The 13,499-nt window shown below is 41.4% G+C and carries 14 protein-coding genes and 1 pseudogene; 5 read left to right on the top strand and 10 right to left on the bottom strand.

Annotated elements, in window-relative coordinates:
• Nucleotides 1-5: 5 nt before the first annotated feature.
• Entirely contained in the window at nt 6-632 is a 627-nt protein-coding gene (locus tag EI981_RS14955; RefSeq protein ID WP_126999427.1) for a hypothetical protein, read from the bottom strand.
• 134 nt (nt 633-766) lie between these two features.
• The gene (locus EI981_RS14950) at nt 767-1,930 is read right to left on the bottom strand and encodes an epoxide hydrolase family protein (RefSeq protein ID WP_126999425.1); all 1,164 of its coding nucleotides are present in this window, start codon (nt 1,928-1,930) and stop codon (nt 767-769) included.
• Nucleotides 1,931-2,037: 107 nt separating this feature from the next.
• Here EI981_RS14950 and EI981_RS14945 point away from each other — a divergent pair, with 107 nt between their 5' ends.
• The gene (locus EI981_RS14945; RefSeq protein ID WP_126999423.1) at nt 2,038-2,892 is read left to right on the top strand and encodes a helix-turn-helix domain-containing protein; all 855 of its coding nucleotides are present in this window, start codon (nt 2,038-2,040) and stop codon (nt 2,890-2,892) included.
• 179 nt (nt 2,893-3,071) lie between these two features.
• On the opposite strand, the gene EI981_RS14940 is transcribed toward EI981_RS14945, so the two are convergent.
• Nucleotides 3,072-3,884 carry a class I SAM-dependent methyltransferase gene (locus EI981_RS14940; protein WP_126999421.1) on the bottom strand — a complete coding sequence of 271 codons (813 nt, stop codon included), beginning with the start codon at nt 3,882-3,884 and terminating at the stop codon, nt 3,072-3,074.
• A 270-nt stretch (nt 3,885-4,154) separates the two neighbouring features.
• Here EI981_RS14940 and EI981_RS14935 point away from each other — a divergent pair, with 270 nt between their 5' ends.
• From EI981_RS14935 to EI981_RS14925, 3 genes are all read left to right on the top strand, one after another.
• The gene (locus EI981_RS14935) at nt 4,155-4,346 is read left to right on the top strand and encodes a hypothetical protein (protein WP_126999419.1); all 192 of its coding nucleotides are present in this window, start codon (nt 4,155-4,157) and stop codon (nt 4,344-4,346) included.
• Entirely contained in the window at nt 4,343-5,539 is a 1,197-nt protein-coding gene (locus EI981_RS14930; RefSeq protein WP_126999417.1) for a DUF4832 domain-containing protein, read from the top strand. The genes EI981_RS14935 and EI981_RS14930 overlap by 4 nt, the downstream gene beginning before the upstream one ends.
• Before the next feature lie 83 nt (nt 5,540-5,622).
• A complete protein-coding gene (locus EI981_RS14925) occupies nt 5,623-5,931 on the top strand; it encodes a hypothetical protein (RefSeq protein WP_126999415.1) in 309 nt (102 codons plus the stop codon).
• A 242-nt stretch (nt 5,932-6,173) separates the two neighbouring features.
• Here the strand turns inward: EI981_RS14925 and EI981_RS14920 are convergent, their stop codons facing one another.
• Nucleotides 6,174-7,064, bottom strand: a complete 891-nt coding sequence (locus EI981_RS14920) for a M15 family metallopeptidase (RefSeq protein ID WP_227011440.1) — start codon at nt 7,062-7,064, stop codon at nt 6,174-6,176.
• Between the two features lie 317 nt (nt 7,065-7,381).
• Between EI981_RS14920 and EI981_RS14915 the strand changes: the two are divergent.
• Nucleotides 7,382-8,688 (top strand): annotated as a pseudogene (locus EI981_RS14915) (erythromycin esterase family protein); the annotation flags it as partial.
• 142 nt (nt 8,689-8,830) lie between these two features.
• On the opposite strand, the gene EI981_RS14910 reads toward EI981_RS14915, so the two are convergent.
• The 6 genes from EI981_RS14910 to EI981_RS14885 form a co-directional block, all read right to left on the bottom strand.
• Complete coding sequence (locus EI981_RS14910) at nt 8,831-9,586, bottom strand: CPBP family intramembrane glutamic endopeptidase (RefSeq protein ID WP_126999413.1); 756 nt, start codon at nt 9,584-9,586, stop codon at nt 8,831-8,833.
• A 13-nt stretch (nt 9,587-9,599) separates the two neighbouring features.
• Complete coding sequence (locus tag EI981_RS14905) at nt 9,600-10,259, bottom strand: TetR/AcrR family transcriptional regulator (protein ID WP_126999411.1); 660 nt, start codon at nt 10,257-10,259, stop codon at nt 9,600-9,602.
• Between the two features lie 307 nt (nt 10,260-10,566).
• A complete protein-coding gene (gene ant(9), locus EI981_RS14900; protein ID WP_126999409.1) occupies nt 10,567-11,352 on the bottom strand; it encodes an aminoglycoside nucleotidyltransferase ANT(9) in 786 nt (261 codons plus the stop codon).
• 189 nt (nt 11,353-11,541) lie between these two features.
• Entirely contained in the window at nt 11,542-11,862 is a 321-nt protein-coding gene (locus EI981_RS14895; RefSeq protein WP_126999407.1) for a hypothetical protein, read from the bottom strand.
• A 43-nt stretch (nt 11,863-11,905) separates the two neighbouring features.
• Nucleotides 11,906-12,574: a YqeB family protein gene (locus EI981_RS14890; protein WP_126999404.1), complete on the bottom strand. Its 669-nt coding sequence runs from the start codon at nt 12,572-12,574 to the stop codon at nt 11,906-11,908.
• Nucleotides 12,571-13,182: a TetR/AcrR family transcriptional regulator gene (locus EI981_RS14885; protein WP_126999402.1), complete on the bottom strand. Its 612-nt coding sequence runs from the start codon at nt 13,180-13,182 to the stop codon at nt 12,571-12,573. Before EI981_RS14885 ends, EI981_RS14890 begins: the two co-directional genes overlap by 4 nt.
• Nucleotides 13,183-13,499 lie beyond the last annotated feature (317 nt).

The raw sequence follows: 13,499 nt of genomic DNA, 5'->3' as shown, positions 1-13,499 counted from the left end.
GGTCATTAGAAACTGGCGCAGCCGAGTTCAGCCAACATGCGGTTCCATTTCTGAAATGGGAAAGAAGAGTTAGCCGAGTTTCGTAAGGAATTGGCATCTTCACCCTCAAAGACCCATCCATAAGGCTCTTTAAACTTCCACTCTTTGTTTAGTTCATGCCAATAAGCTTCATCCAACGGTTTGCTTTCTTCCAGCCATTCATCTAATTCATCTTCGGTGAACAGCCCCGATGTTTTTCGCATATCAAGTTCCCAAGCTGAAACCTTATGATACTCCGCAAAGCTTTCAATCCCAATAAATCTTCTTAGCAGCAGTGCAGGAATCCAAGCTTCAATATGATGCACCGCAGCTATTTGATCTACAATCGCTAGAAATTCATTAAACCTCATCACAAATGGATGGAAATAGGCTTCGTCATCCCAAGCGATTTCTATCCCTTCTTCATCTTTATATTGATAACCGAGCGAAATATAGACTAGATCTTCTCCTGGGTCAAGAAGCAAAGCATCACGTGCTGTCAATTGAAAGCGAAGAGGGTTATCTTCAAAAAATTCGTAGGAGAAATCGTCCTGAAGCTTCCAAAAGTATCGCTCCCAAAATGTTTTGGTGAGAAACACATTATTCATTCTCAATAAAAGCACCTCCTTTTTCCATATTTTATTATAAAATCATTATACAAGAATTGAAGGAGGAAGCGATACTCTAGTGGAAAATAGCAACGGCACCGACCACATGGTCGGCTACCGTTGTTTGTTGTTTATCGAAGTCATTTAGTATTGATTTTCGCTCTAAACGGCTTGTAGAAGGCACGAATGTCCTCAGCCAAAAGCTCGGGTTCTTCCAGAGCGGTAAAATGTCCACCGCGGGGTAACGAAGTCCATCGAGTAACATTAAGGTTACGCGTAACCCATTCTTTAGGCGGCAACAAGATGTCTGCCGGGAATAATGCGATGCCTGTCGGTACCTCTATATAACCTAATGGGGGTAAAGAATGAGAATTTTCGTAATACATCCTTGCTGACGATCCACTCGTGTTCGTAACCCAATAAATCATAATATAAGTGATTAGCTCATCCTCACTGAATTTATGCTGGAGATTACCATTACAATCGCTCCATGCACGGTATTTCTCAATGATCCATCCAGCCAAACCTGCCGGTGAATCGGAAAGTCCATAAGCAAGAGTTTGAGGGCGTGTCGATTGAAGGGACATGTAGCCTCCTTCCTGAGCAATCCATTCCGAAGCATTTTTCTTGTATCGCAATTCTTCTTCCGAAAGCTTTACCTGATCTGATGAAGCTATGAGATTTCTTATTATGCCGACATCGGTAAGGTGGATTCCGAATAATAGTTCTGGATGGTTTGCTGCCAGATATCTTGTAACACCGGAGCCAATATCCCCACCTGCAGCGGCAAATTTTTTGTAGCCTAATTCTTTTGTCATGAGCTTTGCCCACATTTCCGAGACGCGAAAATTGTTGACGCCAGAATGTTTGGGGCGGCCAGAGAACCCAAATCCGGGTAGGGAAGGGACAATCACATCAAAAGAGTCCTCAGGATTACCGCCGTAGCTGGTAGGATCGGTAAGAAGAGGGATGATCTTCTGGTAACGAAGGTAACTGTCGGGCCATCCGTGGGTAAGAATAATGGGCAAGGGGTTGGGCCCTTTACCACGCTCATGTACGAAGTGCACATCTATGCCGTCAATATTGCAGAAAAACTGGGATAAGAGGTTCAATTTGGATTCTTGGGCACGCCAATCATAATGGTCCTTCCAGTACGAGACGAGCGACTTTAAATAACTTAATTCTGTACCATGTTCCCAGCCTGCATTTTCCACTTGATCCGGCCAACGAATATGATGCAGTCTGTATTTTAGATCATCCAGGATCTCGTCTGAGACATGAATATGAAAACGTTCAATAGCCATCTTGGTTTTCCTCCTTTTGTTGTTGCATCGCTATTATATCCCTCTCACCTGTGTGGTACACTGGCATAAATGAAGTATCTAACTATAATATTTGATAGGTGATTGCTATGCCACAAATAGATCGATACAAAAACCGAACCGTATATATTGAATTTGCCGCAGTGGAGAATCTTAGCATTCTTCCTTATCCTGAACGTCTTACTCTGATCCTCATTACCTCAGGAAGTATGAGTGGGACATTAAACGAACGACCGATATCCATCTCCGCTCCCGGTGTCCTTTGTTTGGCCGAAGATGATGATATAAAAGTAATGGAGAAACACAACATTGCCGCACAATCCTTTCGTTTTCATTCCGAATTTCTTAACACCATAACTCTTTCCGAAATGCAGGGCTACTTTTCAACGGTTCCGAGAATACAAACCGGTCTTTCGCTATTTCAAAGAGATGATCCATATACAGCAGCACCCCATATCACTGAGATAGCATATCCGCTTTTATTTGAATGGTTCTTTATTCTAGGTATGGAAGTGCAGGCGCAAAGTGATGCACGCTGGGTGTGCAGAGTAAAAAAATACCTCATTCAAATTTTAGGCTTGCTGGAGGATTTAAATCGAAATAGTGAACAATCACCTGTAGATTCGGTATTAGAATATATACACACGAACTATTCCAATAAGATTTCTTTGGAAGATCTGACGAATTGCGCTCATTTAAACCGTGTGACTCTTAATAAATTGTTTCAGGACAGATGCGGAAATACGGCAATGGGCTACTTGCTTTCACATCGTTTGAAAGTGGCTTGTGAACTTTTAACTCATACAGGTATGAAGCTTGATGAAATTGCACGCGCTACTGGATTTGAGTATGATACTTACTTTATCAAGCAATTTACGGCTAAAAAGGGCATCTCACCTACAAAGTATAGGAACATCAGTCGTAAATTTTCTACTGTCCAATAGAAGATGGGAACTGATCTATATGTGGAGGAGCGCTATCCAACGAAGATGCTCATGGTAAAATGGCGATGATACGCTTTGAATGAATATATCAACTCTTCATTATCGCTCTCAACAACAAAACCAAGGATCTAGGCAAACTGTTCTTGCTTAGATCCTTGGTTTATTACGTTCAGCGCCGACTATAGTTTTCTTGCTTTGATTACAAAAGTTACAGGAAGCATCTTTGCTTTGTTTGCAAAATCGTTGTTATCGTCGCATGATTGTAATATTTCAACATCAGATTGCTCAAGCATTTGCTCAATAACAAATCCCGCTTTTGATAGCGCATTTATATAAGTTGATAGTTTACGGTCCGATAAGGTTAGCGTACTTTCGCCAAGAGATACTGAATACCAAGATTCATCGAAATAACTTTTTTTAAAAACAAGCATATTATCTTCTGCAGCAACACATTTGTGTATAGGGTGAGACCAACTGAAAATAAATACGCCGTCTTTTTTAAGGTAAGAAGCAATCCGGCAAAAAGTACCCTCCAGGTCTGTGGTCCAGCCTATGGCATAAACCGAATAAACAAAATCAAAATAATCCTCTGGTATGCCACATTTATCTTCCATAGGAGAACAGATCAATTGCGCGGAAAGACCGCACGCGGTCAAATGCTGCCTTGTCTTTTCGATTTGGTTCTCTGATATATCCGTACCCCATAGTTCAGATGCATTGCGTTCCCCCAGATATTGCAAGGATTGACCACTACCACAGCCGATCTCCAGCATCTTTTTCCCTGAGACATCACCAAATAATTGACAGCTTTCTTCTGAGACAAATGCTCCATAGAGCGGAAGCGAGGTTGCTCCTAAGATGTCACTTCCTTTTGTGTCCCAAAATAAGCTGTTTGTTTGGTGAACAACATTCTTGTCCATGTCGACCGAGATGGCGACGCCAACCTCGCTACCGCCAATAATGTTTGGTCTATTAACAGAATCCTTGTCCATGCAGACACTCTCCTCGAAAATAAATAATATGAGCCTAGACGTATCTCCCAACTTGCTCGTTAACCGAATAACACATATCAAACACGAACACATGTGCTATTGACTCCGTAATAATGTACCATTTTCCTATTTACAAATCCACGTAAAATATTCCATAAATCCTCCAATCGAAAGGAGTAAAAAGAACTAAAGTAAAATCAAAATATTGATATTGAGCTACAGCGGGGTTCATTTATGATTAAGCTAACGACCCCAGAAGGAGTGGATAAAATGAGTACTTGCAAAGTCATTGTCACAAGACCGAAAGTTATCGACGATGTTCTAATTAACCCCGGAATCGGATTTATGACTTTTCAACGTTTCAATGGAGATAAGTTGAACGAAGGGAAAGGTTGGACAGAGGGGTTTCCTATGTATATCAAGACTTCGATGGAAACCTGGAGAATGAAAATCATCCAATGACTTCAATCGCTTATTTCAGAATCTACTGGAAATACATAGAGCAGGAAAAAGGCAACTACAATTGGGAGCTCATTGACAAAGCGCTCGAGACGGCCCGTGTGCGCAAACAAACGCTAATGCTTCGAATTGCCCCATATGGTGCAAACGATGAAGAAGACGTTCCCGCCTGGTACCGAGAATTACTAGGGAAACCGCCCGAAAAGTTTGATGGTCCCGGTTGGATGGTGGATGCGGAAGACCCTACTTATGCCGAATATTTCGGAGGTTTTATCCGCGCTTTGGGAAGAAGATACGACGGTCACCCGGATATGGAAAGTGTCGATCTGTCCATTGTAGGCTCCTGGGGTGAAGGTATCGGTTCAAATTTATTAACCCGTACAACTAGAGAGGCGCTGGTGGATGCGTATACGGATTCCTTCAAAGAAACACCACTAGTGATGCTACTGACCGATAAGAAGACGAACAGCTATGGTTTGTCCCAAGCCGATGTGGGCTGGCGTGTTGATTGTCTAGGAGATGTGTGTGGCAAAGCGTGGGACTTTTCTGATGACTGGTCGCATATGAACGATTATTATCCGCAGCAACTTATACGCTCAGGGATGCAGGAAGCGTGGAAGAAGGCTCCCGTTTCGCTGGAGGTATGCTGGGTGGTCCAACATTGGAAAGACAAGGGATGGGATATCGATTATATTATTGATCAATCGTTGAAATGGCATATTTCGTCCTTTAACGCAAAGTCTTCACCAATCCCCAAGGAATGGGAGCCGAACGTGAACCGTTGGCTTAATAAAATGGGTTATCGCTTGGCATTACGCAAATTTTCGTTCCCTGAGACGGTAAAACCGGGTGGTAAGCTTGCGTTTGCTTCTTGGTGGGAGAATTTAGGTGTCGCTCCGTGCTACAAGAAATTCCCTTTGGCTCTGAGACTTAAAGGCGACCAATCCACCCAAGTTTTCATCACGGATGCCAATATCTGCGATTGGCTCCCCGGAGACAGCCTTTTCGACAGCGCCGTATGGATTCCGGCAGATATGCCATTGGGGAATTACCAGCTTGAGATTGCCATTTTACATGGGCATACTCATCAGCCTGCCATACAACTGGCCAATACCGGAAGACAACCGGACGGGTGGTATGTACTTGGCAATGTGGAAGTGCAGCTTGAACTTGAATCGCCTGATGTAATCGAATAGCTACTATAAACCTCCGTTGACAGAGGCCAGCATAACGATTAAGGTTATGAGGGATACAAGGTCATATATTATTGGAGGATTTTATGAATCAACGTTTTCAAATTACGAGATCTATGCAACCAAACTCTAGCGATAAAGAGATTACATTGGAAGAATGCCAAGTTTATTTTTCATCCAAAGCTGATTTTACTTATCAGACGGTGCTGACTGTAAAAGGGGAGGAGAGCACCATGTCTATTCCGGGAGATTTCTTTATGTGGAAACATGGAGAAGCCTTTATTCCATTCAGACACTATATGGGAGATTTGTATGTTGCCGTTTCACATCAAGATGTCGTGCCTCTCATGATGGAAATTGCATCTGATCTTCATGCAGATATCGTAGAAGGGTAATGACGCAAAGCGAAAGTAATGTTGAATAGAATAAAGGCAATCCTGTAGTCTTCGGTCATGACATGGGATTGCCTTTTTCACGCGCTTATATCGTCCTAGGGACGAGCAGGGACCAGGTGGAAGAAGAAAATATTATAAACTCTAGCGTGTAGCCGGAGGACAAGAACATATATTATTTTAAACACCATGATCTCTCTTATACAGGAGATGATGGTGTTTTTTGGCTTAAAGTGCAGTCAGTATCATGAACCGGTTGCCACAAGTGCCTGGTCTGCATATTCCTCGAATGTAAGATCATTTTTGAACATGTTATCTGCCTCAGACTGACCCACGTAACGAAGATGCCAAGGCTCGTAAGTGTAGCCTGTAATGTTTTCTTTTCCTTCCGGGTATCGAATGATAAAGCCGAATTCATGTGCATGCTCCGCAAGCCATTCCGCTTCCGGTGTGCCGGCGAAACAGCCTGTTGCGGCGCAACTGCCGTCCGATTTGGTCACGTCGATGGCGAGTCCGGTTTCATGCTCGCTGGTGCCCGGATAAGCACTATAAGTACGTGCCTTTTCTTCGCCGTCCTTTTTGACATATGCTTCAAACAACGTTTTTTGTCTCTTGTGGGAACGGTAAGCGGATACTCCTGCGAGCGGCAAGCCGTCCTTGTCTGCAGCCTTGAACAATTTCTCGAGGGCCTGCGCAGCCTCTTCCCGCATCATGCGCTTTTTGATCTTCTCTTTAAATGTAAAGCGTACGTTCGGGTATACCAGATCATCTGGCGCATAGTTCTCTGGCAACTTATGCTGCTTGTTTACGAGCACGTCTATGGAGGCGGGATTGGCGATGGTTTGAATATCGTCGGTTCCACCTTTCCCTGAAAGACTTGTCCCGTTGTCCGTGGTACTCGAGTCGCTTTTTTTGCCTTTACTCGAAGCAGAGGCGGTGATTTCCCCGCTGTTCTGAACGGGTGCTTCGCTGCTGCCCACACTGTTCTCCTTTTCCTTCTGTACGTTCTCCTCTTCCTTCAGTACATTTTGTTTTTCCTTCTGTACGTTTTGATTCATGGCAGCCGTATTCGTAGGTTTGTCGCAGGCGCTCAGAAGGCATGCCGCAACGGCAAAGATCAGTATTGCTTTTTTCAATATGTTCAATCTCCTTCTAAAGAAAGTCGGGGAACTGGATCCCTCGCTGGTCATAACAGAAGTATAAAGGATGGATGTTTCCGAGTTTTCTCGAGATGTATCCGTAATGCTACCGACTTGTATCCAAAATGTAAACTATCGGTGGACGTCATACTCTGGTCATTCATCGATATTACTAGGGTACGTACATACAGAAATAACTTAATGATTTAGTAAGAATCAAGTTAGAAATATGAGAGATTCGAAAAATAAAATAGAAAACGTGTCAGAGAGAAAAATTCTAACACGAGAAAAGGTGGAATTAAATGAAACTGAAAATGATGTGTGTAGGGGTGTCTATGATGATTGGAGCATCAATACTTATTGCAGGATGTGGAGAGAAGAAGGAGGATATACAAGTGGAACCTACTGTAGCTGCTCAACCTGTCGAAATGAGTGTCGTCGAGTCTATTCAATCACAGGCAAAGGCGCTGAACACGATTGATCCGATGCAGCCGTTCGATGATATGATGCCGCTCAAGAAATGATTGGGAACGCCAATTATGTGGGATTAGGAGAAGCTTCACATGGAAGCTCTGAAATATTTACGATGAAGTTTCGTATCGTCAAGTTTTTAGTTACCGAGATGGGCTTTACGAATTTCGGAATCGAAGAGGATTGGGGCAATGGTTTAAAGCTGAATGAATATATCCACACGGGTAAGGGTAATCCTAGAGAGTTTTTGAAGCTGCTATACCCGGCCGATGAGATTGTTGCGATGGTTGAATGGATGAAGGACTATAACGCTGATCCAGCACATGACAAGAAGATTCAATTTATCGGGCTCGACTTGAAGACTTTGGATCCAGATGTTTTTAATAAAGTGATTGACTACGTAAAATTGTATCATCCTGAAATACGAACTGAAGTCGAGGAGAGCTATAAAGGATTACCAGCTGCAGCTGTAAGCTTAACGGAATATATGAAATTAACAGCTGAGAAGAAGAAGAAATTCAACGCGAATGCAACCAAAGTTGTAAAATGGCTTGAAAATAAGACGGAACAGATGAGCAATGAGATTGACGCATCCGAGCTCGTCTGGGTGAAGGGAACGGCAAAGGCGATCGAGAATTTCACGACAATGATGATTCCTAGCGATTATGCACAGATTGTAATTCTCCACGATCAATACTTAGCCGATCATGCAGAATGGGCCCAGCAAGCTTTAGGCGGTAAAACGATGGTGTGGGGACATAATATCCACGTAGCAAAAGGCGTAATTGATAGGGAAATGTACCCGAAAGTGGCGGGACAGTTTTTGAAAGAACGATATGGCGACCAGTATGTGGTCATAGGAACTACCACAACTAAGGGGAATTTCACCGCCTTCAGCGAAGGCAAGCTTGCGACAGATACGATCCAGCAGAACGAGAACAGCTCCAACTATAAGTTGGGCGAAGTTCCATATGAAATGTTCATGCTGGATGTTCGAAATCTGAAGGATCAGGCCAAGGAATGGGCACAACGAGAGCAGCCGTTCTTTGACGGCATCGCTCAAATCATCCCTGATCGGACGCAGTATTTTAATGCTTCTCTATCGGAACAGTTCGATATCCTTTTCCACATCTGTGAAACGAGTCCGTCTCAGTTTAGTGAAAGTAGTTGGAGAAAACAAATGATGGCATTGCGGGACTACAAGCGTTGTTACAGATGTTCAAAATAAAGGGGCTGCCGCACGGCAGCTTTTTGCATGATTTGTATACCCGAAATGGGGAAGGGGTAAGCATTCATATTTTTGATTGATTTTTATTTCGATAGAATTCAAATGCAGCAAAAATAAAGAGTGCATACAAAAGTGTAAATAAACCAGATGTAACATTTGTATTTGGAATATATACATCCCAGAATGAATTAATAAGGGCATGAAAAATAATACATAAGAAAATGCTGTTGGTCGCTGAATATATAACCGTCAACAGAAAAGATAATGCCAAGGCGCTTAGCATGAACCAGAGGAAGTTCATATTCATTTGATTTGAACCAACCACAAACCATAATGGCAGATGCCATATTGTCCAAATACCACCCACAATGAGCGTACTATTAAATGGCGACCATTTTTTCTGCAACGTAGGCTGTAAATAGCCGCGCCAGCCAATCTCTTCTAACCCACCTCCGATAATCATGATAGGAAATTCAATGAATGCCAGATATAGAGGATTCTCCATGGATGCTCCACCCCAAAGCGTTGGCAAAAAACACGCCGCAAATGCAAGTCCCACTGTAAGTATGTACCATAAGAATGGATGTCTCGGATTTTTAATATTATTAATAAATGATCTAAACTCTTCTTTAGAGCTATATTTCTTTTTCAGCCAAATCTCGCAAATGGCAGGGGTGACACCACCAAGAATAAACAATATCATTGAAAAGGGAGTACCGAACTTCATCCATTTGAGCTGTGTTATTAACGCTAACCCGCCCCATATAACCCACGACGTTACAAAAGTATAAAATAGAAATCTTCGCATCTCTTCTCTCAATGAGAAACCCTCCTTATTTTGATCCCAACAATAATAATACGGATTTGCATAGCGTATTCATCAATCGGATTTCGTCAAATTGCACTTGTTCATTTTGGAACATTCCATAACACTTTTGTAATACTACATCTCTTACAATGCCATCAATGGATGTCATGATTAAAGTAAATAATTGTTCAATGGATACTTCAGGCTGGAAACTCCCTAAGGAAATCCCCTCATGAATTGTCTGAAATAATCGCTCAACCAAATATTGCCCGCTTTCATTTTCAGTAATGTTCGATAAAATTTTCTTTTGTCTCTCTGGATTATTGGCAAATAAGATGGTGAGCTCAAATTGAATTTTACCAACCGTTGATAAGTTTTCTTGGATGTACTCACCGAGAAAAGTAAATAGTTTTTCTATGGATTCTTTGGGAGAATTGCTATATTCAATGATCTCATCGACAACTTGTCTATAGTCTGCATTACCATTTGTCTGATTAATGACTGCAACCAGTATTTCATCCAAATCCGAATAATAGCGATAAATTCCGCCTTGACTTAACCCTGATTCTCTAATAATATCTCTCATCGCAATTTCATAGAGTGGCTTAGCTTTACAAACCGATATGGCTGCTTCCAAAATGCTATTTTTCTTTTTTTTCACATAATCATGGCTTACCTTTGGCATAGTAATCAGCTCCTAAACAAAATGACACTAGTATCATTTATAGATTAATTTATAAACTATTCATTGTCAATATTAAAATGACATATGTGTCATCTTAATGGCTACAGATAAATACTGGGATGCCTCCGGGAGGAGGTTGAATGTAATTGTACTCACCAGATTTTCATAGAAAAGCAAAGCAAAAAGCAAAACCCACCATCCGTTATGGGTTTTGCTCAACTTTCCAACTATCTCACCATGTTTGTTTAAGTACATTACTCACAATCTCTTCTTTTTCTCATGTGTTTTTAAGTCTTTCAAAGCATGTTCAGATACTAAAATAAGACTCTATAGAGTTCTTCATATGGTTAACGAGTGCTATTACCTCGCTGTCAAGTCCTTCCCACTTATCAATATACTCTCCGAGATAGGCTTTTCTTGCTAAGTTGAGTAAAGTCGCATGCTCTTTAGGTAACTTAGGTATAGCCCATTCTGCAGCCATATCTTTTGATGAGATTTCACCAACAGCCACTGTCAGCCACATTCGTGCAAGGGTTAAAATTACGTTTCGTTCATCGCCCTTGATGCCCTCAATTAATCCTGGCAAGGATTCCACAATTGCCCTTCGAATATGTGTCATCGGCACGGGTTCAAGGACATCAGAAGCATTAGAACCAAAAAGAGAAACGCTATTCTGTCTCACTTGTGCTAAAACAATAGCCAGATCAGGGTCATAAGTTGGTTCCTGAATTTGTCCATTCTCAAACTCATCCCTGAGCCACTCACCATAGATATATTCATTTTTTGGCGGAAACCGCCAGGGGACAACATCTCCATGGTTTATTACCGTGACTTCAAGTGGCCGTACATAATCTGAATTTCCTATCTTTCCGGATATACGCATTAGTCTGTCTGTTAGTTTTCTACGAATTACTTCATTCAAACTTTGATTTACAACTACTAGGACATCTACATCACTATTAATGCGTAAGCCACTAGTTACTGCAGAACCAAATAGATATACCCCGACTATTGAACTGCCAAGCAACTCCTCTACAACTTTAAATGCTTGGGTCGCTTCCTGCGGGATTTTTTCGTTATTCAAGTCACTCACCACCTCTAGTTCCTCTTCTCTAAAATGTTATGTACTCTTAAAGTCAAATACTCATATTGGTAGCCGAATCTGCAGCTCGTACTCCTGGCTTACTAAAGTGCAGCAGGGGAGGGGGAACGATCGCCATTAGTTACAGGTATGCTGCAGGATTTTTAATGTGGTCTATCAGAGGCAAAGCCGGCAGCGTGGTTACCAACCGGCCACTTTATAAACCTTAGAATATAATACGGATTTGACGTTTGCGAACTGCTTGGGCGTAAGCGGCTCAGGATAACTCATCATCTTGAGCGGAATTGCGGCTTGTCCGCTTAGTGCTGGCTGTACATAATCATATGGATTAATATAAAAACCCAAACGTTCATAAAATTTAATTCTGCGCTGGCTAAGGGAAGTATCGGGCAATTCAACCTCCAGTATCAGCGGTTTTTGGCCGCGGTAGGTTCTGAACTCGTTCGCAGGAAATGAAGCTTTCATAATGGCGTAAATTTGATCGAAATCCAGGTCCTTCATTGCTATACCTCCTTTGTTCTATCTATTTAAAGTTTTTTTGGTTTTATCGATAATATTGCCTTTTATCCTTTTCTTTTACTGATACTCTTAGTTTCCAAAGCTCTTGAGCCAATTGAAAAGCTTCTTCATCATTTCCTTTTTTAATTGCTATTTCCCTTGCTTTTAATAAAGCATTCGCAGCAGGGGGGAGGCCAGGAGAATCTAAAACCCATATTTTAAAATCATGTTTAAATGGATCCGTATCGCTCCAAACGTAATTATGATTTATAAATGCAGCACCTACTCTACTATTATTAAGCTCCTGCTTACAACGAAATAGTTCTTTCTCATCATTACCTACCATCACCAATTGCTTTTTATCCATAAATACAAGTGAAATGTCTTGCTTTTTTAAGATGATTTTTTCATCTCTAAGTTTTAATATAACCTTATCATCGAATACAGACGTTTCCAAACTTTCATGAAAAAATAATAGAGTCAGGGCAATGCCCGTAATCAAACCAAGAATCATGGTAACAAAACCAACCCAAGCTCCACTATAGGATGCAATCAGTTTCAAAGGTCCCTGGAAAGGTAGCCATGGCAAAGAACTACCCCATTCAGCAATACTCGGAAGAAACCAACCGAATACTAAACCGATAATAGGGAAACCAAGCCACAAGATAACCTTATCCGTTTTTGAAAAATTTAATAATGTATGATTATCACTCATATAAATTTCCCCTCGTTAGATACCACACTTGTAATGGTTTGTCTCCATACAGCTGCGACATCTAATTGAATTCCTATCATCGGATAGTTTGATAAATTATCAAGGGTTAACGCTAATATACTTGCTTTTTCACGTAATCCTTTTGAATCAGTAAGTCTAAATTCTACCCCTTTTTGTAGTAAGACTATAAAACCGTCAATAAACCCTTCCTGTACGGCTTTAATTTTTAATCTGTACTCTTTATTATGTGAAGATTCCCGGCTTCCATATAAAAGAAACTCATTTAATACCTGGACAACTAGCATCTGTGTATCTGTAGATTCTTCAATCAACAATTGCAAGCCGTCACTAATAATCTTCTCTACAAAATTCTCTTTCGTATAGCTGTTAATAGGAAAGTATTGTTCAAAACTATATCCCTCTAAAATCCAAGCGAATACAGCGTCTACTAGTTCTTCTTTCGAAGAGAAATAATAATAAATGGATGGCTTCTGTATGCCAACAGAATTAGCGATCATGGAAAGTGAAGATCTTTCAATTCCATAATGTCCGATTAACCATGCAGTCGTTTCAAGAATTTTTTGTCTTGTTGTTTCGCTTTTACTCATTTCCTCACCCTTTTTCTACCTATCGTTAGTTAGATAATAGTGTCTATCTACGCTAATTGTCAAGATTTTCATTCGGGTTATCACCTGTCCACGAAGGCCTGAAAGCGATAGGAAGGAAACCAGTAAAATACGGACAAGAGGGGTGTGCTAACTCTATGCAGGGATTAGAATAGGCGAAGACTACAAAAAGACGACTTGTCTTCAACATCGCAGGGAGCAGGGCGGGTATGAGGCCAGAAGAATTCGTTAAATGCCTATTTAGCTTGGAAAATCAGCAGAGGGGGCGCTCTTCCATCTTGGAGACGGGCATGCCGCTC

Source organism: Paenibacillus lutimineralis, assembly GCF_003991425.1.
Lineage (GTDB): Bacteria > Bacillota > Bacilli > Paenibacillales > Paenibacillaceae > Fontibacillus > Fontibacillus lutimineralis.
The sequence above is the reverse complement of the archived record's forward strand: the minus strand, read 5'-3'. Positions and strand labels throughout refer to the sequence as shown.